Here is a 21,308-nt window from a genome sequence, read left to right as displayed (position 1 = left end):
AGCAAGGCGGACAAGACAATGGGGCGTATTGCGTGCCGGACACACCGGGTAGGAATGCGATCGAGGTTCGCGGAGTTCGCAAGGTCTACGGAACGGGGGAGGCGCAGGTTGCGGCGCTGGATACCGTCTCGGTTTCGATCAGGGAAAACGAGTTCTTCACGCTGCTGGGGCCATCGGGCTGCGGCAAGACCACGCTGCTCAGGCTGATCGCCGGCTTCGACTTCCCGTCGGAGGGCGAGATCATGCTCTACGGCCAGGACATCGCGCCGCTGCCGCCCTACAAGCGGCCGGTCAACACGGTGTTCCAGTCCTATGCGCTGTTCCCGCACATGACCGTGGCGCAGAACATCGGCTTCGGGCTCGAGATGCTGGGCAAGCCGCGCGCCGAGATCGACGCGCGCGTCGCCGAGATGCTGAAGCTGGTGCGGATGGAAAAGCTCGCCAAGCGCCGCACCAGCCAGATCTCCGGCGGCCAGCAGCAGCGCGTTGCGCTCGCCCGGGCGCTTGCCCCGCAGCCCAAGGTGCTGCTGCTCGACGAACCGCTGTCGGCGCTCGACTACAAGCTGCGCAAGGAGATGCAGATCGAGCTCAAGCGCCTGCAGCACGAGACCGGCATCACCTTCATCTTCGTCACCCACGACCAGGAGGAGGCGCTGACCATGTCCGACCGCATCGCGGTGATGTCGTCGGGCAGGATCCTGCAGGTTGGAACGGCGCGCGAGATCTACGACCGGCCGGCCGAGCGCTTCGTCGCCGACTTCATCGGCGAGACCAACTTCCTCGAGGCGCGCATCGTCTCGGTCGACGGCGGCAAGGCGAAGGTGACGCTGAAATCGGGCGCGACCATCGCGGCCACGCTGCCCGAGGGCTTCAAGCCGGACGGCAGCGCGACGGTGGTGATCCGCCCCGAGCATGCCAGGGCGGTGAAGGACAAGGGCGACATCTCGGGCGTGGTCGAGAACGTCGTCTATTTCGGCACCGACACGCATGTGCACATCAAGCTGGACGACGGCGCGATCTTCACCGTGCGCCAGCAGAACACGCGCGGATCGGCGGCGGACTTCGCGCGCGGCGAGCGCGTCGGCATCGTCATCGGCGACGATGCGGCCCAGATACTCAAGGACTGAGCCATGGCGACCGCAGCCGAAATCGAAAAACAGGCGGAGGCGCGGGAGACGAGAAACCGCTGGCTTCTGTCGACACCGGCGCTGATCATCATCCTGCTCGCCGCCTCCGGCCCGCTCTTGATCGTACTCATCTACTCGTTCCTGACGCCCGGACCCTATGGCGACGTCGAGTGGAAATTCTCCACCGAAGGCTGGATCTCGGTCTTCCTCGAGCGCGACATCTTCGACGACACGCTGGCGCTGGCGAGTTCCCACCTCACCATTTTCTGGCGGTCGCTCAGGCTCGCGCTGATGGCCACCGTGGCGACGCTGATCTTCGGCTTCCCCACCGCCTACTTCATCGCCACGCGGTCGGAGCGGACGCGCGACGTCTGGCTGTTCCTGATTACCATCCCGTTCTGGACGAACCTCCTCATCCGCACCTTCGCGGTGCTGCAGGTGATCCGCAACGAGGGCATCATCAACACGGCGCTGATCAATCTCGGCATCGTCGACCAGCCGATCCAGATGCTCTACACCGACTTCGCCATCATGGTGGGCATGGTCTATGTCTACCTGCCGCTGATGGTGCTGCCGCTCTACGCCAGCATGGAGAAGCTCGACTTCCGCCTGGTCGAGGCCGGCTACGACCTCTATGCCTCGCGCTGGCAGGTGCTGAAGCGCATCATCTTCCCGCTCGTCAGGCCCGGCGTGGTCGCCGGCTCGATCCTGGTGTTCATCCCGGCCATCGGCGCCTATGTGACGCCGAGCGTGCTGGGCGGCGGCAAGAACATGATGTTCGCCAACCTGATCGAACTGCAGTTCGGGCAGGGGCGCAACTGGCCGCTGGGTGCTGCGCTATCGATCACCGTGATGGCGATCGTGATGGTCGCGCTGCTCGTCTATGTCCGCAACACCTCGAGTTCGGAGGTGCGCCATGGCTAAGCGCTTCTCGATCCGGCAGCAGACCGGCTTCACGGCGATCGCCACGGCCTGCTTCGTACTGCTCTACGCGCCGATCCTGGTGCTGGTGGTCTATGCCTTCAACGAGTCGACCTCGGTGACCGACTGGGGCGGCTTCTCGCTGCGCTGGTTCGTGTCGGCCTGGGCCAACCAGCAGGTCGTCGACGCCTCGTGGCGGTCGCTCAAGATCGCCTCGTCGGCTGCCGTCATCGCCACCATCGCGGCGACCATGGCAGCACTTGCGACGACGCGGACGCGGCCCTACCGCGGCCTCACCTTCAAATACGCCTTCATCAACCAGCCGCTGATGGTGCCCGAGATCGTCACCGGCGTGGCGCTGCTGATCTTCTTCTCGCAGATCAAGATCGCCAGCGGCTACACCGGCCTGGGCTACCTGATCGCGGCGCACACGGCCTTCTGCATCCCCTTCGCCTACCTGCCGATCCGGGCGCGGCTGGAGAACATGGACCTGACGCTCGAAAGGGCCGCGGCCGATCTCTACGCCACGCCCTGGCAGGCGTTCCGGCGGGTGACGCTGCCGCTGTTGTGGCCCGGCATCATCGCCGGCCTGATGCTCGCCTTCGTCATCTCGCTCGACGACGTGGTCATCACCGAGTTCGTCAAGTCGGGCGGGCAGGACACCCTGCCGACCTACATGCTGGGGCAGATCCGCCGCGGCATCACGCCGGAGGTCAACGCGATCTCGACCGTCTTCCTGCTCTTGTCGGTCGTCATCGTCACGCTGTTCTTCTTCTTGAGCAGGAAACGGGACTAATCAACGGGAGTGCAATGATGAACCTGAAATCCATGTCGATGGCCGCCGGCCTGGCGCTGCTGGCTTCGACCAGCCTCGCCTCGGCGGCGGGTGAACTCAACATCTACAACTGGGGCAACTACATCAGCCCCGACATGATCAAGAAGTTCGAGAAGCAGTACGACGTCAAGGTGACGGTGACCGACTACGACTCGAACGACACCGCGCTCGCCAAGGTGCGCCAGGGCGGAACCGGCTTCGACATCGCCATGCCGTCGCAGACCTTCATCCCGATCTGGATCCAGGAAGGCCTCATCCAGGAGACCAACCCGGGCCAGATGGAGAACTTCAAGAACGTCGCGCCGGAATGGGCGAACCCCGACTTCGACCCCGGCCGCAAATACTCGGTGCCATGGGCCTGGGGCACGATCGGCGTCGTCGTCAACACCGATACCTACAAAGGACCGGCCGACAGCTGGGGCATCATCTTCGACACGCCCGAAGAGCTGAAGGGCAAGGTCAACGTCGTTCCCGAGATGAACGACGTGATCTTCGCCGCGATCAAATATGTCGGCGGCGAGCAGTGCACCGACGACAAGGCGGTCCTGAAGAAGGTGCGCGACACGCTGGTGGCGGCCAAGCCGAACTGGATCGCCATGGAATACAACACCATCGAGAAGATGGGCGCCGGCGACTTCAAGGCGACCAGCGACTGGAACGGCTCGGCCCTGCGCCAGCGCCTCGCCAATCCGGCGATCCGCTACAGCTATCCCAAGGAAGGCTACGGCCTCTGGAGCGACAACATCGTCGTGCTCAAGGAAGCCAAGAACGTCGAGAACGCCAAGCTGTTCCAGAACTTCATGATGGATCCGGAAAACGCGGCGATGAACTCGGCCTTCCACCGCTATGCCAACGGCATCGCCGGCTCGGACAAGTTCATGCCGGCCGACATGAAGGACGCGCCGGAAGTGATCATTCCGGAGGCCGAAAAGGCACGCGGCGAACTGCAGCGCCTGTGCTCGCCCGAGGTGCAGGCGCTCTACACCAAGATCTGGACCGAACTGCAGAAGTAAGGGCTTTCCCTTCACACCGTTCACGGGGAGAAATTGCCCGTGGGGGACGGCGCCAGGCTCGAAGCGTTCGCGCCGCCCCCCATCCGACTGCCGGCATCTTCTCCCCGCACGCGGGGAGAAGAGATGGGTTGAGATGATGAGCTCCTACCGCAACAGCGAAAACATGCCGCCGATCATGCAGGGCTCGCCGCCGGCGATGCCGGTGCCGAAGACGGCGTGGGACATGCCGCCCTGGAACCGCTGGGCCTTCCAGCATGTGCGCGAGATCGTGCCGACGGCCGAGGTGTGGCGCGGCGAGGGGCCGGTGCGCGCGCTGCCGCGCGCCGAAACCGATCTCGACCTGCTGCCGGTGGGCGACAGCATGGGCAAGCCGACGACGCTTTCGGGCCTGCTCGACGAGACCTATACCGACGGCTTCATCGTGCTCAAGGACGGCAAGATCGCCTATGAGCGCTATTTCAACGGCATGTCGGCGCGCACGCCGCACCTGTCGCAATCGGTGGCGAAGTCGGTGACCGGCACGGTGTTCGGCATCCTTGCCGGGCGCGGCGTCGTCGACGCCAAGAAACTGGTGACCGACTATTTGCCCGAACTGGCCGCGACCGGCTGGAACGGCGCCACCGTCCAGCACGTGCTCGACATGACCACCGGCGTGCGCTTCAGCGAGGCCTATACCGATCCCTATTCCGACATCGGCCAGGTCGACGTCGCCTGCGGCTGGAAGCCGGTGCCATCAGGCACTGACCCTGCGTTCAAGTGGCCGCGGCATATGTTCGAGCTGATCCTCGGCCTGACCGAGACGACGCGGTCGCATGGTGCTGCCTTCGAATACCGCTCGATCGAGACCGACGTGCTCGCCTTCGTCATGGAGCGCGCGACCGGCAAGCGCCTGGCGCAGCTGGTTTCCGAGGTGCTGTGGCAGAAGATCGGGGCGGAGGAGAGCGCCTGCTTCACCGTCGACAGCGCCGGCTATGCGGTGGCCGACGGCGGCTTCAACGCGACGCTGCGCGACTATGCCCGCTTCGGCCAGACGATTCTCGAGGACGGCGCCGGCATCGTGCCGGCCGACTGGATCGCCGAAACGCGCAACGGCGTGCACGGCCCCAACTACAGCGCCTCGATGCCCGAGGGCAGCTACCGCAACCAGTTCTGGATCGAGGATCCGCGGTCGCGGGCGCTGATGTGCCGCGGCGTGTTCGGGCAGCTGATCCATATCGACTGGGACACGCGGATGGTGACGGTGAAGCTGTCGACCTGGCCCGAATTCACCTCCGTCGCCTATTCGGTGGCGACGCTCAAGGCCGTGCACGCGATCGCCGCAGCGCTCGCCTGACCGGCGGAATACCAGCAGCAAGGAAAGATCATGACGTCACCCACTGCGTTCGAACGCATGTTCGGCTTCGCCCGCAAGGACGTGGCGCTGGGCAACTGGCGCGAGCAGCCGTTCAACCGCTGGGCCTTCCAGAATGTCGGCGAGATGGTGACGAGCACGCGCTTCGCCGCGCGAGAAGGCAACCTGGAAGCCGCACCCGTCGACCTTGGCGGCCTGCTCGGCGAGACGCTGGGCATCGGCGACAGGAGCGAGACGGCTTTGGCGTTTCTCGATCGCTCCTCGACCGACGCGCTGACGGTGATGAAGAAGGGGCGCTTTGTCGGCGACTGGTTCGCGCCGTCGATGAAGCCAGATGCCCGGCACATCATCTTCTCGATCTCGAAGTCGCTGACGGCGATCCTGGCGGGCGGACTCGAAGGCGAGGGCAAGCTCGATCCGGACGCGCCGGTGACGACCTACGTGCCCGAGGCGGCGGGCTCGGTCTATGCCAATGCGACGGTGCGGCACGTGCTCGACATGACCGTCAGCCTCGATTTCGAGGAGGCTTATCTCGATCCCGAGAGCCTGTTTGCCCGCTATCGCCGGGCGACGATGTGGAACCCCGGCGGCGGGGCGGAATCTTTGCGCGAGTTCCTCGTCACGCTCAAGCAGCTGGACGAGCCGCACGGCCGGACCTTCCGCTACCGTTCGCCCAATTCCGACCTGCTCGGCATCATCGTCGAGCGTGCGTCGGGCCAGCGCTACGCCGAGCTGATGGCCGAGAAGCTGTGGCGCCCCGTGGGGGCCAAGCGCGACGGCTTCGTGACCGTCGACAAGGAAGGCACGGCGCGCGCGGCGGGCGGCGTCTCGGTGGCGGTGCGCGATCTCGCCCGCGTCGGCGAGATGATGCGCCAGGGCGGCACTGCCGAGGGCGGGCGCATCGTGCCGCAGGCCTGGGTCGAGGACACCATCCATGGCGGCGATGCCGGGGCCTGGCAGCGCGGCACCATGACCAACCTGTTCGCCACCGGCCGCTACCGCAACAAGTGGTACCAGACCGGCAACGCGTCGGGAGCCTATTGCGGCATCGGCATCCACGGCCAATGGCTCTATGTCGACCCGAAGGCGGAAGTGGTGATCGCCAAGATGTCGTCGCAGGCGCTGCCGGTGGACGATCCGCTCGACCTCGACAACGTCGCCTTCTTCGAGGCGCTCTGCGCGCGGGTGTGAGGCTTTTCGGGTCGGTCGGATACCCCCACCCCGATCCGCTGCGCGGATCGACCCTCCCCACAAGGGGGAGGGTAAGGCAGCCGCCCGCCTACTCCACGATCGAGAACCTATATTCCGTCACCTGCGAGTAGATCTCGCCAGGCCTGAGCACGGCGCTCGGGAAATGCGGGTGGTTGGCGGCATCGGGGAAACGCTGCGGTTCGAGGCAGAGCCCGCCATGGCGCACGCCTTCGACGCCGCCGCGCAGCGGCGGGGCGACGGGCAGGAAGCCGCCATCGTAGAACTGCAGCCCCGGCTCGGTGGTCCACAGGTCGAGGCGGATGCCGGAGTGCGGACCCTCCAGCCGGGCGGCATGCCAGGGCTCGGGCGCCGGCTGCATGGCGAGCACGAAATTGTGGTCGTAGGCCGCATGCGCACCGTCGGGTCCGTTGCGGACCGGGCGAAGCCCGCGGAAGTCGAACGGGGTTTCGTCGACCGCCAGCACGTCTCCGGTCGGCGCGTTCTGCGAGTCGACCGGCGTATAGGCTTCCGCCGCGATCTTGAGGCGGTGGTCGAGGACGGTGCCGCCGCCGTCGAGGTTGAAATAGGCGTGCGTGGCGAGGTTCACGAGCGTCGGGGCGTCACTGCGCGCGCCGAGCGCGATGCGCAGCCGGCCCTCGTCGACCGAATAGCGGCAGGTGGCGATCACCTTGCCCGGATAGCCCTGGTCGCCGTCGGGCGAGGCGAGGCCGAGCAGGACGGAATTGTCGCTGGCATCGACCACCGTCCAGTTGCGGCGGAAGAAGCCGTCCGCACCGCCATGCAGATGGCCGCGGCCGGCCTCGTTGAGATCGAGCTGGTGCTCGACGCCATCGAGGATGAAGCGGCCGCCGGCGATGCGGTTGGCGCAGCGGCCGGCGATGGCGCCGAAGAAGGCGCCATGGGTGAGGTAGCCGTCGAGGCTGTCGAAGCCGAGCACCACCGAACGCGGGCCGTCGGACGTGGCGACGACGAGGTCGGCGAGCGAGGCGCCGAAGGTGAGGATGTTTGCAGCAATGCCGTCGGCGGCGATCGAAATCGCCTCGACCACAGAGCCGTCCGGCATCCGCCCGAATTCGCTGACCGGCATTTCCAGCCCCTCCCAAACGAGGCAGCCACCCGCCTCGCCCCAGAGTCCCGGAATCCGCGGCGATTCTCAAGCCGCCATCTCCGGGCAATTTCAGGCGGCGAGCAGGCTCTTCAGCTTGACGGCCGATGAGGCCAGCGCCTCGGGATCGGGACGCGCCATCTTGCCGATGAGCATCTCGGCGAGGCGGATATCGCGGGCGACCGCATTGTCGGGGCCGATGCCGCTGGCCGCAGCCAGGCGGCCGTCGACCTTGAGATGGAACAGGATGAAGGCGCCGTCGCCGAGGTCGCGGCGGATGGTGCGCTCGCCTTCGTCGGGAAGGCCGGCGATCTGCAGGGTGAGGCCGAACTGGTCGGACCAGAACCAAGGGACGCAGGCGTGGGCCTCCCCGGCGCCGAGCATGTTGCGGGCGGCGAGCGCGCCATGTTCCTGGGCGCTGCGCCAGGCTTCGAGGCGGACGCGGCGACCGCCATAGACGGCGAGCGGGAAGGAGCAGCAGTCGCCGGCGGCGAAGACGTGCGGGTCGCTGGTGCGCAATTGCGCGTCGACCGAAATGCCGTTGTTGAGGGCGAGGCCGGCGGTTTCGGCGAGCGTGGTGACGGGCACCGCGCCGATGCCGATGACGGCGAGGTCGGCATCGATGATCCTGCCGCTCGACAGGGCGATGCGCACGGTTTCGCCGTCGTCCTCGATGGCGGCGATGCCGTCGCCGCAGACGATATCGACGCCCTCAGTGACATGGGTATCGTGGACGACTTCTGCGATTTCCCCGGGCACGCCGCGCATGAGGATGCGCGGCTGCGCCTCGATGACGGTGACGGCAGCACCCAGCTTACGGGCGGAGGCCGCGAGTTCGAGACCGATGAAGCCGCCGCCGACAATGGCGAGGGGGGCGCCTTCCCGGAGGTGCCGGCGAATGCGGAGCGCGTCGTCGAAGGTGCGCAGATAGGCGGAGCGCGCGCCGAGCCCCGGAAGAGGCAACTGGCGCGGCACCGAGCCGGTGGCGATCAAGAGCTTGTCGTAGGCGAGGTCGGAGCCGTCGGCGAGGCGCACCCAGCGGTTGGCACGGTCGATCGAGGTGGCGGTCATCAAGCCCGAGAGGTCGATGCGGTGATCGGCGAGGCGGGCGGCGTCGGCAATGGCCTTGATCGACGGCGCGTCGCCGGTCATCGCCTCCTTGGACAGCGGCGGGCGTTCGTAGGGGAGGTGGGGTTCGGCGCCGACGAGCGTGATTTCGCCGTCAAATCCCGCTTCGCGCAGGGCGAAGGCGGCGCGCGTGCCGCACTCGCCGGCCCCGATAATGACCATTCCCGCCATGTCCGTCAGCCCAGCTGGATGAAGACCTTGCCGCCGTCGACCTTGACCGCATAGGTCCTGAGGTTGACGCAGACGGGCGCGCCGCGGGCGGCCCCGGTCTTGTAGTTGAAGCGGCCGTTGTGCTTGGGGCATTCGATGATGTCGCCCATGACCAGCCCCTGTGACAGGTGGATCTGCTCGTGGGTGCACAGCCCGTCGGTGGCGAAGAATTCGTCCTCGGGGCTGCGGTAGATGGCGAAGCTTTTGCCCGCATGGTCGAAGCGGATCACGTCTTCCTCGTCGATATCGTCGGCCGCGCAGGCCTCGATCCAGTCGCTCATGTCTCTCTCCCTGGGATTTCGGAATGCGGGGCGGCTGGGGGCTGCCGCCCCGGGGGACGCCTGGAGGCCTTACTCGGCGGCGAGGACGGCCTCGCCGTGGAATTCCTCGCGATAGGGCCGCGCGGTCGGCGGCAGCTCGCGCCTGACGAAATGGTCCTCGTTGCGGAGCTGGCGGACGAAGGCCGGCAGCATCTCGCGGTAGCCGGCCCAGATCGACGGGCTCGGCGCCGGCAGGTCGTGCCCGATCATCCCGTGCAGCCTGGGCAGCGCGTGATAGGGCACCATCGGGAACATGTGGTGTTCGACGTGGTAGTTCATGTTCCAGTAGATGAAGCGGCTGATGGGGTTCATCAGCACTGTGCGGCTGTTGAGGCGGTGGTCGACGACGTTGTCGGCGAGACCGCCATGCTGCAACAGGCCGGTGAGCACGTGATGCCAGGCGCCGTAGAGACGGGGCAGGCCGACCAGCATCAGCGGCAGCCATGAGCCGAGATGGAGCGCAAGCGCGATGGTGGCCGCATAGATCGCCACCCAGATGCGGGCGATGCGGATGGCGCGGGGCTGCTCGCTCTCGGGAATGAAAGTCTTTTCCTCCCTGCCGATCACGCCGGCGGCGTTGCGCACCATGTCGACCATGGCGTGCCAGGCGTCGAGCAGGCCGAAGAAATTGAGCATGACGCGCAGAAGGTCCGGCGGGCGCATGACGGCGATCTCGGGGTCGCGGCCGACGATGATGGTGTCGGTGTGGTGGCGGGTGTGGCTCCAGCGCCAGGTCACCGGGTTGCGCATGATCATGAAGCTGGCGATCTGGTAGACCGCGTCGTTCATCCAGGGTGTCTTGAAGGCGGTGCCGTGGCCGCATTCGTGCCAGCGGGAGTCGGTGGCCGAGCCGTAGAGCACGCCGTAGCAGAGGAAGAAGGGCACGCACCACCAGCTGCCCCAGAGGGCCGCGCCGGCGGCACCGAAGGCAGCGAGAAGGCCGAGCCAGATCGCGGTGTCGCGGATGGCAGGCGCGTCTGAGCGCTGCATCAGCTCCTTCATCTGCTTGCGGGGGATGTCGGTGTGGTACCACTCGGCGGCGGCGAGGCCGCTTTCGACGGCGCGGCGGGCGCTGTCGCCCACAAGGCTGTAGTCGCGCGCCGAAGGCGTCACGGTCATGGCTCTCTCCCTGGAAGTCGGGAACGGTTCCGCGATGGGCGCCGGAGATCGTTCACTGCAAGGATGGTAGCCCATGATGCGATTTTTGCAATCATAGCATGATGGAATCTATCATTTTCTATCATGGCAGGTTATGATTGGCGCGAACTCCTGGAAGCGGACATGAGCAAAAGGCCCACCATCACCGATCTCGCCCGCGTGTCGGGCGTCAGCGTCGCAACCGTCGACCGGGTGCTGAACGGGCGCCTGCCGGTGCGCGAGGAGACGCAGCGCCGCGTCTACGAGGCGGCGACGTCGATCGGCTACCACGCGGCCGGGCTGATCGCGCAGCGCATGCGCAAGGAATTGCCCGAGTACCGACTCGGCTTCGTGCTGCTGCGGCCGAAGGATGTGTTCTATCGCGCCTTCGCAGGCGAACTGGAGAAGGCCATTGCCCAGGCGTCGGGTTTCCGTGGCACGGCGACCATCGAATTCGCCGATACGCTCGCGCCCGAAGAGATCGTCGAGCGGTTGCGGCGGCTGGGGGCGAACTGCGATGCGGTGGCGCTGGTCAGTCCCGACCATCCGACGGTCACGGCTGCGGTGGCCGAAATGAAGGAGCGCGGCATCCCCGCCTTCTCGCTGCTGTCGGACTTCGCTACCGGCGTGCGCGAAGGCTACGTCGGCATCGACAACCTCAAGGTCGGCCGCACGGCCGCCTGGATGATCTCCAAGTGCGCGCGCCGGCCGGGCAAGGTGGCGCTGTTCGTCGGCAGCCATCGCTTCCATGGCCACGAGCTGCGCGAGATCGGATTCCGCGCCTTCTTCCGCGAGCACGCGCCCGAATTCGCGGTGCTGGAGACGGTCGTCAACAACGAGTCCTACGAGATCACGCATGAGGCCGTCGCCGGGTTACTTGGGCGGCATGGCGACCTCGTCGGGTGCTATGTCGCCGGCGGCGGCATCGAGGGGGCGATCTCGGCGCTGCAACAGCTCAGGCCCGATCCTCTGCCGGTGCTGATCTGCAATGAGATCACGGTCGATACCCGCGCGGCCCTGGCCGACAATCTCGCAGTCATGGCGATCGCGACGCCGCTGCAGCCGCTGTGCCGCGAGCTCGTCGGCCTGATGGCGCATGCGGCCGAGGACGGGCCGGCGAACGCTCCCGGGCAGACTTTCCTGCCCTTCGACATCTACCTGCCGGAGAACATCTGAGGCACGGCTCGCCGTTTGCCCGGCTCAGCGCGCCAGGCGGCGGCGGAGGTTGTTCGGGATCCTGCCGATCTCGGCGAGCAGGCGTTGGGCAATCGTCTTGTGCGGCCGGGAGGGCGCCGCGGCCTGCGCGGTGGCAAGCGCATCGAGGGTCGAGAGGGCGCCCTGGATGTTTCCCCACGCCAGGCGCGAGACCAGGTCGCCGGAAGCGCGCCGCACGCGGCTTGGCCAGTCCGGATCGCCGCGCATCAGCTGCGCGTAAGCTTCCTGCTCCGTTCGATCCGGTGCGACGGACACCCGCAGCTCGGCGGGCCACCAGGGCACGTTGTCGGCGATGTGGAGCCAGGTCGCCAGCTGCGGCATGCCGGAATGGCGCGACTCCTTCCGGCGGGCGCTGAAGTGCATGACGGTCGGCGTCCTGCAGTGGGTGAGCGGGGCGCGTGGATTGGCCGCGATGATGCGCTGCCAAAGGTACCAGTCGGCTCCCGACCGCACGTTCTCCGGCCATGCGTCACGCCGGGGCAGGGCATCCGCCCTGTAGAGGAAGCAACTCGCCGGAATGCTGTTGGCCCGGCGAAAGGCCTCCAGCTCGTCGGGAAACTCCAGGTTGGCCAGGAACGGCGCGGCGATGCCGTCGGTGGAGACCCAGAGCGACTGGCTGTAGGCGACGGCCGCGCCGCGCTCGAGGCCGCGGAGCAGGGTTTCGAGATGGTCCGGGAACAGAAGATCGTCGTCGGCGGCGAAGCCGATCAGCTTGCCGCGGGATTGCCGCAGGGCGACGTTGCGATTGGCGTAGCCGAAATGCGGCGCCTTGGGCAGGTCGAAGTAGCGTATCCGCGGATCGTCGAAGCGGCGGGCGGCCTCCGCCGTGCCGGGGACGGCCCCGTCGCCGACGACCAGGAGTTCGAAGTCTCCGAACGTCTGGTTGAGGACGGCGTCGATCGCCAGCCCGACGACGTCGGGCCGGCAGTGCGTCGGCATCAGGATGGAGACGAGGGGACGGCTCACCATCCCCTGGCGTCACCGAAGCTGTGGGGGATGAGATCGGTGTCGAGGGGCAGGCGGTACTTGTCCGGCTTCGAATGGTCGTACTGGATGGTCGGGAAGTTGACCACGACGACGTCGGTCGTGCCGATGTTGCGATCCGCGTGCCAGACGAATTTCGGGACGTTGACCAGCCGAGGCCTGGTGCCCGACAGATAGACCTTGCAGATCTTGCCGAAGGTGCTCGAGTCCGGGCGCGGGTCGTAGAGGACGAGTTCGAGTTCGCCGCTGATGACGAAATAGCGGTCCTCGTGCAGCTTGTGCAGGCCCCAGCCCTTCACCAGGCCGGGGCGAATGGTGAACACATAGGAGAACACCAGCGGATCGGGATGCCAGTTCCAGCGCGGGTCGTAGATTTCGGTGACGCTGCCGCGGTCGTCGTCATGCCTGATGCCTTCCCGAACGGACATGCCGTCCAGCAGCGGAGCGATGCTTCGACGGTTGTCGTCGACGGTGCGCTGGTCCTGCACCGAGGCCTCCAGCATCGCCGCCAGAATCCGTTCCCGCTCGGCCCTCTCGGTTTCCGTCGTCATGTCATTCCCCCACCCAAACCTCTGAACGCATTTGGCATGGTTCGTGGCGAGTCTCCAATAGTTGCCTGTTACAGGAACTTCCTGGTTGGCCGCCTGAACGAGAATCTATCAGGAATGATGGGTTTCTCGCCATTATTTGGATTGACTATTCCGTTCTATGTGAAGAATGGAATGAAACAGTCGCCGGCGATGCTGCCGCGGCAGGATGGCCAAGGAGGAACCCGGCATGTCCACGACCAGCAAGCTGACATTCGCGCTGAATCACATGGTGGCGCCGGAGCTGAAGCCCGCCGCGTTCTTCGCGCTCTGCCGCGAACTCGGCATCAGCGACGTCGAAATCCGCAACGATCTTGCCGGCAACGCCATCGTCGACGGCACGCCGGCCGGTGCGATCAAGGCGCTGGCGGCGGAAAATGGAATATCCATAACAAGCATCAACGCGCTGCAGCGCTTCAACGAGTGGAATGCCGCGCGCGAGGCCGAAGCCATCGAACTGGCCGACTATGCCCGCGACGTGGGTGCCCGCGCCCTGGTCCTGGTGCCGGTCAACGACGGCACCGGGCAGGCGGACGGCGGGCGCCAGCGCAACCTCAGGGCGGCGCTGTCGGCGCTCAAGGCCATCCTCGGCGACCGCGGCGTGCGCGGCCTGGTCGAGCCGCTGGGCTTCGAGATCTGCTCGCTGCGCTCCAAGCGCGAGGCGGCGGAGGCGATCGAGGACGTTGGCGGCTCGGCCACGTTCCGCATGGTGCACGACACCTTCCATCACCATCTCGCCGGCGAACCGGAGCTTTTCCCGGGCATGACCGGGCTGGTGCATATCTCCGGCGTCGACGATCCGGCCGTGACCGTGCCCGACATGCGCGATCCGCACCGCGTGCTGGTCGATGCCGGCGACAGGCTGGACAATGTCGGCCAGATCCGGGCGCTGGTCGCCGGCGGCTACCAGGGCCCGCTCTCCTTCGAGCCGTTTTCGCCCGCCGTGCACAGACTGGCGGATCCTCGCGCCGCGCTGGCCGAAAGCATCGCGTTCATCCGCGCGCGGACCTGAACAATCTTTCCGGCAGCAATCACCGCGGGTGGCCGGCCGTCCGCGGCCGGCAGCCGGCGCTTACGCAAGTTTGATCGGTGGACGATGGAATGTCTCTTGACGTTCGACCGGAATATGGAATAAACATTTCATATAGAAAAAGCACGGCCCGAACATTCTGAATTGGGCCGGCCATCGGGAGGCGGGTGCCGCACCAACATCGCAGAGGAGCGATGGTGGCGCCCGTGAAAATGGGCCTTCGGCGGAGCCGCGGGCTTCCGGCGTATGGGGTGCAGCCGGGCACCGTTCGTGGAGGAGAGTCATCATGAAGAAATATTTGCTCGGCGCCGCACTGTCGGTGCTGCTGGCGGGAACCGCGTTTGCCGGCGACATCGGCGTCAGCATGGCCAATTCGGACACCTTCCTGACCGTGCTCCGCAAGGGCATCGAGAAGGCCGCGGCGGACGCCAGCCAGCCGGTGGTCATCGAGATCGCCGACGACGACGTCAACAAGCAGCTTTCGCAGGTCCAGAACTTCATCGCCGCCAAGGTCGACGCCATCATCGTCAATCCGGTCGACACCTCGGCCACCGCGCCGATGACCAAGCTTGCCAACGAAGCGGGCATTCCGATCGTCTACGTCAACCGCGAGCCGATCGACGTCGGAGCGCTGGGTGCCAAGGGCGCCTTTGTCGGCTCGAACGAGGTCGATTCCGGCACGCTGGAGACCAAGGAGGTCTGCCGCATCCTCAAGGAAGCCGGCAAGACCGAGGCGGGCATCCTGATCATGGTCGGCGACCTCGCCAACCAGGCCGCGGTGATGCGCACCAAGGACATTCACGACGTGAATGCCGGCAGCGAATGCGGCGTCAAGCTGAACGTCATCGACGAGCAGACCGCAGGCTGGGATCCGGTCAAGGCACAGGACCTGATGACCAACTGGATCGCCGCCGGCCACAAGCCCGACGCCGTGATCTCGAACAACGACAACATGGCCATCGGCGCCATCAACGCCATGAAGGCGGCCGGCTGGGACATGAAGGACGTGATCGTGGCCGGCGTCGACGCCACCCAGGAAGCGCTCGCCTACATGAAGGCCGGCGACCTCGACGTCACCGTGTTCCAGAACGCGGCGGCGCAGGGCGGCGGCGCGGTCGACACGGCCATGAAGCTCGCCAAGGGCGAAGCCGTGACGTCGCCGGTCTGGGTGCCGTTCGAGCTGGTCACCCCGGCGAACATGGACCAGTACACGACCAAAAACTGATATGATCCGTGGAATGCGCCGTCGCCGGACGGCGGCGCATTTTCCCTGAAGGACTATGTCCCGCGCAGGCGCCGGGACGGGTCTGGGAGGACCAGCAGCCATGCACAGCACAGGCACGATGGAAGCGGCGTCCGCAGGCGGCGCCGCGATGGACGCCGGCTACCTTCTCGAAGTCGAGAACGTCCGCAAGGAATTCCCGGGCGTCGTGGCGCTCGACAACGTCCAGCTTCGGCTGAAGCGCGGCAGCGTGCATGCGCTGATGGGCGAGAACGGCGCCGGCAAGTCGACGCTGATGAAGATCGTGGCCGGCATCTACACGCCCGATTCCGGCAGCTTCAAGCTTCGCGGCCAGGACATCCGCCTCAAGGGGCCGCTGGATGCGCTCGAGAACGGCATCGCCATGATTCACCAGGAGCTCAACCTGATGGCGCCGATGACGGTGGCCGAGAACATCTGGATCCGCCGCGAGCCGACGACCAGGCTGGGTTTCGTCGACCATGGCGAGATGTGGCGCAAGACGGCCGAACTGTTCAGGCGGCTCAACATCGACATCGATCCCGACGTCCAGGTGGGCACGCTGACGGTGGCCAGCCGGCAGATGGTCGAGATCGCCAAGGCGGTGTCCTACGAATCCGACGTGCTGATCATGGACGAGCCGACCTCGGCCTTGACGGAGCGCGAGGTCGACCACCTGTTCACCATCATCCGGGCGCTGCGCGAACAGGGCAAAGGCATCATCTACATCACCCACAAGATGAACGAGCTGTTCGAGATCGCCGACGAGTTCTCGGTGTTCCGCGACGGCAAATACATCGCCACCAAGGCCTCCACGGAGGTGACGCGCGACGACATCATCAGGATGATGGTCGGCCGCGAGATCACCCAGATGTTCCCGAAGGAGGAAGTGCCGATCGGCGACGTGGTGCTGTCGGTGAAGGGGCTGACGCTCAAGGGCGTGTTCCAGGACGTCTCCTTCGACGTGCGTTCGGGCGAGATCCTCGGCATCGCCGGCCTGGTCGGCTCGGGCCGATCCAACATCGCCGAGACGGTGTTCGGGGTGACACCGGCAGACGCCGGAACCATCGAGCTGTTCGGCAAGGCGGTGCGCATCGACAGCCCGTCGACGGCGATGAAGCACGGCATGGCGTTCCTGACCGAGGACCGCAAGGAAACCGGCTGCTTCCTTCTGCTCGACATCCAGGAAAACACCCAGATGGCGGTGCTGCAGTCGGGCTATGTGAAGAGCGGCTTCGTCAAGCAGAAGCAGCTGAGCAAGGATTCCGTCGAGATCAGCTCGGCGCTCAGGGTCAAGACGCCCGACATGGCCGAGCCGATCATCAACCTGTCGGGCGGCAACCAGCAGAAGGTGCTGATCGGACGCTGGCTGCTGACCAAGCCGAAGATCCTGATCCTCGACGAGCCGACGCGCGGCATCGACGTCGGCGCCAAGGCGGAAATACACCGGCTGATCTCGAAGCTCGCGGGGCAGGGCGTGGCGGTCATCATGATCTCTTCGGAGATGCCCGAGGTGCTGGGCATGAGCGACCGCATCATGGTGGTGCACGAAGGCCGCGTCACCGGCTTCCTCGACCGAGCCGAGGCCAGCCAGGTCAAGATCATGGAACTCGCGTCGCACTGAGCGGTGCCAAGAACCACAAGGGTGGAAGAACCATGTCGACGAACGAGATTGCGGGACCCGCAAACGTCATCGGAAGCAAGAAGCGCCTGCCGCCGGAGGTTTCGATCCTGGGCGTGCTGATCGGCATCGCCATCGTCTTCGAGATCCTCGGCTGGATCCTGGTCGGAGACAGCTTCCTCATGAACAAGCAGCGCCTGTCGATCATCATCCTGCAGGTGTCGGTGATAGGCATCATTTCGGTCGGCGTGACCCAGGTCATCATCACCGGCGGCGTCGACCTGTCGTCGGGCTCGGTTGTCGGCCTCGTCGCCATGGTGGCGGCGAGCCTCGCGCAGACATCGGCCAACCCGCGGGCGGTCTATCCCTCGCTCACCGACATGTCGCCGATCTGGGCGATCCTCGCCGGGCTCGGCGTCGGCCTGCTCGCCGGTTTCGTCAACGGCACGCTGGTGGCAAAGACCAAGATACCGCCATTCATCGCCACGCTCGGCATGATGGTGTCGGCGCGCGGCCTGGCCAAGTGGTATACGCTCGGCCAGCCGGTAGCCCTGCTCGACGACAGCTTCACCTGGTTCGGCAAGAGCTTCAACGTGTTGGGCTTCCCGCTGCCGCTGCCGGTGATCATCTTCCTGCTCGTCGCGGTGATCTTCCATGTCGCGCTCGGCTACACGCGCTACGGCAAGTTCACCTATGCCATCGGCGCCAACCCGCAGGCGGCCCGCGTCTCGGGCATCAACATCGGCGGCCACCTGATCAAGGTCTATGCCATCGCCGGCCTGCTCTCCGGTCTCGCCGGCGTGGTGACGGCGGCGCGCGCCGCGTCGGGCCAGCCGGGCATGGGCGTCGCCTACGAACTCGACGCGATCGCGGCCGCGGTCATCGGCGGCACCTCCTTGTCGGGCGGCGTCGGGCGCATCACCGGCACGGTGATCGGCACGATCATCCTCGGCGTGCTGACTTCGGGCTTCACCTTCCTCAAGGTCGGCGCCTACTATCAGGAAATCATCAAGGGCATCATCATCGTGTCGGCCGTGATCATCGACCAGCACCGCCAGAACAAGCGCAAGAAGGCGTAAGCAACAACAGGCCGCCCGGCACCCGTCGGCGGGCGGCCCCATCCTCCCAGATCAAGATTGCGGCCCGGACGGCGCGGGCCAAGGAAATGAGGTTGTCATGACAGTTCGGTTCGGTGTCCTGGGCGCAGGCCGCATCGGCAAGGTACACGCCAAGGCCGTGGCCTCCAACCCGCAGGCCAAGCTGGTGGCGGTGGCCGATGCCTTCGAGAAGGCCGCCAACGATCTCGCCGATGCCTATGGCTGCGAGGTCCGATCCATCGACCAGATCGAGAAGGCGGCCGACATCGACGCGGTGGTGATCTGCACGCCGACCGACACCCACGCCGACCTGATCGAGCGCTTCGTGCTCGCCGGCAAGGCGGTGTTCTGCGAGAAGCCGATCGACCTCGACGTCGCCCGCGTCGAGAAGTGCCTCGGCGTGGTGGAAAAGGCAGGCGGGACGCTGATGGTCGGCTTCAACCGGCGCTTCGACCCGCATTTCGCCGCCGTGCGCAAGGCCATCGACGACGGCGCCATCGGCAAGGTCGAGCAGGTGGTGATCACCTCGCGCGATCCCGGCCCGCCGCCGGCCGAATACATCACCCGCTCGGGCGGCATCTTCCGCGACATGACCATCCACGACTTCGACATGGCGCGCTTCCTGCTCGGCGAGGAGCCGGTGGCGGTGACGGCGACGGCCTCGGTGCTGGTCGACAAGAAGATCGGCGAGCTCGGCGACTTCGACAGCGTCTCGGTGATCCTGGTGACGGCAAGCGGCCGGCAGTGCGTGATCAGCAATTCGCGCCGCGCCACCTATGGCTACGACCAGCGCATCGAGGTGCACGGTTCCGACGGCATGGTGTCGGCGGAGAACCAGCGCGCGGTGTCGATCGAGGTCGCCGGCGCGCTCGGTTACACCCGCCCGCCGCTGCACGACTTCTTCATGACCCGCTACACCGAGGCCTATGCCAACGAGATCGCGGCCTTCATCGCCTCGGTGACAAAGGGCGCCAGGATTTCGCCCGACGGCAAGGATGGCCTGATGGCGCTGAAGCTGGCGGACGCGGCGCTGAAGTCGGCCAAGGAAGGCAAGACCGTACGGCTCTAGGCGGCCGACGGGGCGTGCAGCGCCTCGGGGCAGCTGGCCTCGGGGCGCGCCGTCACAATCTGTCGATGGAATGAAAATTCCGATTGACTGATTATTGGAATTTGAATTGCATTGTGTGGCCTGCGAGCAGACAAGGCGGGCAGGCCGGCGCGGCGGAGCGACCGGGAGGACAGAATGACCGACCCCAAGAACCAGCCTACACTCGACGTCATCACCATCGGGCGCGCGTCGGTCGATCTCTATGGCCAGCAGACCGGATCGCGGCTGGAGGACGTGGCGTCCTTCGCCAAGTCGGTCGGCGGCTGCCCGGCCAACATCGCCATCGGCACGGCCAGGCTCGGCCTGCGCTCGGCGCTTCTGACGCGCGTCGGCGACGAGCACATGGGCCGCTACATCCGCGAGCAGATGCTGCGCGAAGGCGTGTCCGACAAGGGGCTGGTCACCGACAGGGAGCGGCTGACGGCGCTGGTGCTTCTGTCGGTCGAAAACGACAAGACCTTTCCGCTGATCTTCTACCGCGAGAACTGCGCCGACATGGCGCTGTCGGAAGACGACATCGACCCGGCCTTCATCGCATCGTCGCGTGCCATCGTCGTCACCGGCACGCATTTCTCGCGGCCCAACACCGATGCCGCCCAGCGCAAGGCGATGAAGCTGATCAAGGACAGCGGCGGCAAGGTGGTGTTCGACATCGATTACCGCCCGAACCTCTGGGGCCTCGCGGGGCATGCCGACGGCGAGAGCCGCTACATCGCCTCCGACAAGGTGTCGAACCACATCAAGGGTGTGCTGGCCGACTGCGACCTGATCGTCGGCACCGAGGAAGAGGTGCTGATCGCCTCGGGCGAGAGCGAGTTGCTCGCCGCGCTGAAGACCATCCGGGCGCTGTCCAATGCGACCATCGTCTTGAAGCGCGGGCCGATGGGCTGCATCGTCTATGACAGGCCGATCACGGACGACCTCGAGGCGGGCATCGTCGGCAAGGGTTTTCCGATCGAGGTCTACAACGTGCTGGGCGCAGGCGATGCCTTCATGTCGGGGTTCCTGCGCGGCTGGCTGGGCGGCGAGAGCCTGGCGACGGCAGCAACCTGGGCCAACGCCTGCGGCGCCTTCGCGGTGTCGCGGCTGCTGTGCTCGCCCGAAATCCCGACCTTCGACGAACTGCAGTTCTTCCTCGAGAACGGCAGCAAGGAGCGCGCGCTGCGCAAGGACGAGGCGATCAACCACGTGCATTGGGCGACGACGCGCCGGCACGAGATCCCCTCGATGATGGCGCTGGCCTGCGACCACCGAATCCAGCTGGAGGACATCGCCGCGCGCACCGGCGCGGATGCCCAGCGCATCCGCGACTTCAAGGTGCTGGCGGTGAAGGCGGCGGCCAAGGTGGCCGACGGCCGCGACGGCTACGGCATGCTGATCGACGAAAAATTCGGCCGCGAGGCGATGTTCGAATTCGCCCGCCATCCGTTCTCCTGGCTGGGTCGGCCGGTGGAACTGCCGGGCTCGCGGCCGCTGCGTTTCGAGTTTTCGCAGGACATGGGTTCGCAGCTGGTCGAGTGGCCGGTCGAGCACTGCATCAAGTGCCTGTGCTTCTACCATCCCGACGATCCGGTGGAACTCAAGGCCGAGCAGCAGCAGAAGCTGCGCACGCTGTTCGAGGCTGCGCGGAAAGTCGGCAGGGAGCTGCTCATCGAGATCATCGCCGGCAAGCACGGCAAGCTCGACGACAACACCATTCCGCGCGCGCTGGAGGAGCTTTATGCGCTCGGCATCAAGCCGGACTGGTGGAAGCTCGAGCCGCAGGCGTCGGCGGCTGCCTGGAAGAAGATCGAGACGGTCATCAACAGGAACGATCCCTATTGCCGCGGCGTGGTGCTGCTCGGGCTCGAGGCGCCGCTGGCGGAACTCGAAGTGGCCTTCGCAGCGACCGCCGACGCCCCTGTCGTCAAGGGTTTCGCGGTGGGACGCAGCATATTCGCCCATGCGGCGGAAGAGTGGATGGCCGGCCGCATGGACGACGATGCGGCGGTGGACGACATGGCCCAGCGTTTCGAGCAGCTGACCAAGGCATGGCTTGCGGCGCGGGACCGTCGGGCGGCATAAATC

The 21,308-nt window shown here is 66.2% G+C and carries 19 protein-coding genes; 13 read left to right on the top strand and 6 right to left on the bottom strand.

The window, feature by feature from the left end; translation table 11 throughout:
* Positions 1–32 precede the first annotated feature (32 nt).
* The 6 genes from PV773_RS08575 to PV773_RS08550 all read left to right on the top strand — a co-directional run bounded on the left by PV773_RS08575 (position 33) and on the right by PV773_RS08550 (position 6,438).
* A complete protein-coding gene (locus tag PV773_RS08575) occupies positions 33–1,127 on the top strand; it encodes an ABC transporter ATP-binding protein (protein WP_347965946.1) in 1,095 nt (364 codons plus the stop codon).
* A 3-nt stretch (positions 1,128–1,130) separates the two neighbouring features.
* Positions 1,131–2,051 carry an ABC transporter permease gene (locus PV773_RS08570; RefSeq protein ID WP_347965945.1) on the top strand — a complete coding sequence of 307 codons (921 nt, stop codon included), beginning with the start codon at positions 1,131–1,133 and terminating at the stop codon, positions 2,049–2,051.
* Positions 2,044–2,844: an ABC transporter permease gene (locus PV773_RS08565; protein WP_347965944.1), complete on the top strand. Its 801-nt coding sequence runs from the start codon at positions 2,044–2,046 to the stop codon at positions 2,842–2,844. Before PV773_RS08570 ends, PV773_RS08565 begins: the two co-directional genes overlap by 8 nt.
* Before the next feature lie 17 nt (positions 2,845–2,861).
* On the top strand, positions 2,862–3,896 hold the full coding sequence (locus tag PV773_RS08560) for an extracellular solute-binding protein (protein WP_347965943.1): 1,035 nt from the start codon (positions 2,862–2,864) through the stop codon (positions 3,894–3,896).
* Positions 3,897–4,032: 136 nt separating this feature from the next.
* The gene (locus tag PV773_RS08555; protein WP_347966085.1) at positions 4,033–5,229 is read left to right on the top strand and encodes a serine hydrolase; all 1,197 of its coding nucleotides are present in this window, start codon (positions 4,033–4,035) and stop codon (positions 5,227–5,229) included.
* A 30-nt stretch (positions 5,230–5,259) separates the two neighbouring features.
* The gene (locus tag PV773_RS08550) at positions 5,260–6,438 is read left to right on the top strand and encodes a serine hydrolase (RefSeq protein ID WP_347965942.1); all 1,179 of its coding nucleotides are present in this window, start codon (positions 5,260–5,262) and stop codon (positions 6,436–6,438) included.
* 88 nt (positions 6,439–6,526) lie between these two features.
* Here the strand turns inward: PV773_RS08550 and PV773_RS08545 are convergent, their stop codons facing one another.
* The 4 genes from PV773_RS08545 to PV773_RS08530 form a co-directional block, all read right to left on the bottom strand.
* Positions 6,527–7,546: an aldose epimerase family protein gene (locus PV773_RS08545; RefSeq protein ID WP_347965941.1), complete on the bottom strand. Its 1,020-nt coding sequence runs from the start codon at positions 7,544–7,546 to the stop codon at positions 6,527–6,529.
* 90 nt (positions 7,547–7,636) lie between these two features.
* Positions 7,637–8,863, bottom strand: coding sequence for an FAD-dependent oxidoreductase (locus PV773_RS08540; protein WP_347965940.1), 1,227 nt, complete (start codon positions 8,861–8,863; stop codon positions 7,637–7,639).
* A 5-nt stretch (positions 8,864–8,868) separates the two neighbouring features.
* Positions 8,869–9,183, bottom strand: coding sequence for a MocE family 2Fe-2S type ferredoxin (locus PV773_RS08535; RefSeq protein WP_347965939.1), 315 nt, complete (start codon positions 9,181–9,183; stop codon positions 8,869–8,871).
* Positions 9,184–9,252: 69 nt separating this feature from the next.
* Complete coding sequence (locus tag PV773_RS08530) at positions 9,253–10,341, bottom strand: fatty acid desaturase family protein (protein ID WP_347965938.1); 1,089 nt, start codon at positions 10,339–10,341, stop codon at positions 9,253–9,255.
* 162 nt (positions 10,342–10,503) lie between these two features.
* Between PV773_RS08530 and PV773_RS08525 the strand changes: the two genes are divergently transcribed.
* A complete protein-coding gene (locus PV773_RS08525) occupies positions 10,504–11,535 on the top strand; it encodes a LacI family DNA-binding transcriptional regulator (RefSeq protein ID WP_347965937.1) in 1,032 nt (343 codons plus the stop codon).
* Between the two features lie 24 nt (positions 11,536–11,559).
* Here PV773_RS08525 and PV773_RS08520 read toward each other — a convergent pair whose 3' ends face one another.
* Entirely contained in the window at positions 11,560–12,543 is a 984-nt protein-coding gene (locus PV773_RS08520) for a glycosyltransferase family 2 protein (RefSeq protein ID WP_347965936.1), read from the bottom strand.
* The gene (locus PV773_RS08515) at positions 12,537–13,109 is read right to left on the bottom strand and encodes a dTDP-4-dehydrorhamnose 3,5-epimerase (RefSeq protein WP_347965935.1); all 573 of its coding nucleotides are present in this window, start codon (positions 13,107–13,109) and stop codon (positions 12,537–12,539) included. Before PV773_RS08515 ends, PV773_RS08520 begins: the two co-directional genes overlap by 7 nt.
* A 226-nt stretch (positions 13,110–13,335) precedes the next feature.
* Here PV773_RS08515 and PV773_RS08510 point away from each other — a divergent pair, with 226 nt between their 5' ends.
* The 6 genes from PV773_RS08510 to iolC all read left to right on the top strand — a co-directional run bounded on the left by PV773_RS08510 (position 13,336) and on the right by iolC (position 21,305).
* Positions 13,336–14,157 (top strand): TIM barrel protein, encoded by an 822-nt coding sequence (locus PV773_RS08510; protein WP_347965934.1) that lies wholly within the window; start codon positions 13,336–13,338, stop codon positions 14,155–14,157.
* Between the two features lie 304 nt (positions 14,158–14,461).
* On the top strand, positions 14,462–15,400 hold the full coding sequence (locus PV773_RS08505; RefSeq protein WP_347965933.1) for a substrate-binding domain-containing protein: 939 nt from the start codon (positions 14,462–14,464) through the stop codon (positions 15,398–15,400).
* Between the two features lie 100 nt (positions 15,401–15,500).
* The gene (locus PV773_RS08500) at positions 15,501–17,039 is read left to right on the top strand and encodes a sugar ABC transporter ATP-binding protein (protein WP_347965932.1); all 1,539 of its coding nucleotides are present in this window, start codon (positions 15,501–15,503) and stop codon (positions 17,037–17,039) included.
* A 32-nt stretch (positions 17,040–17,071) separates the two neighbouring features.
* The gene (locus PV773_RS08495) at positions 17,072–18,115 is read left to right on the top strand and encodes an ABC transporter permease (RefSeq protein ID WP_347965931.1); all 1,044 of its coding nucleotides are present in this window, start codon (positions 17,072–17,074) and stop codon (positions 18,113–18,115) included.
* A 97-nt stretch (positions 18,116–18,212) separates the two neighbouring features.
* Positions 18,213–19,202, top strand: a complete 990-nt coding sequence (gene iolG / locus PV773_RS08490) for an inositol 2-dehydrogenase (protein WP_347965930.1) — start codon at positions 18,213–18,215, stop codon at positions 19,200–19,202.
* Positions 19,203–19,376: 174 nt separating this feature from the next.
* Entirely contained in the window at positions 19,377–21,305 is a 1,929-nt protein-coding gene (iolC, locus tag PV773_RS08485; protein WP_347965929.1) for a 5-dehydro-2-deoxygluconokinase, read from the top strand.
* Positions 21,306–21,308: the final 3 nt, after the last annotated feature.

It is taken from the genome of Mesorhizobium sp. CC13 (assembly GCF_039907765.1).
In the GTDB taxonomy this organism is placed as follows: domain Bacteria; phylum Pseudomonadota; class Alphaproteobacteria; order Rhizobiales; family Rhizobiaceae; genus Aminobacter.
Note: the sequence above shows the minus strand (reverse complement) of the source record. Positions and strands in the feature narration are given on the sequence as shown.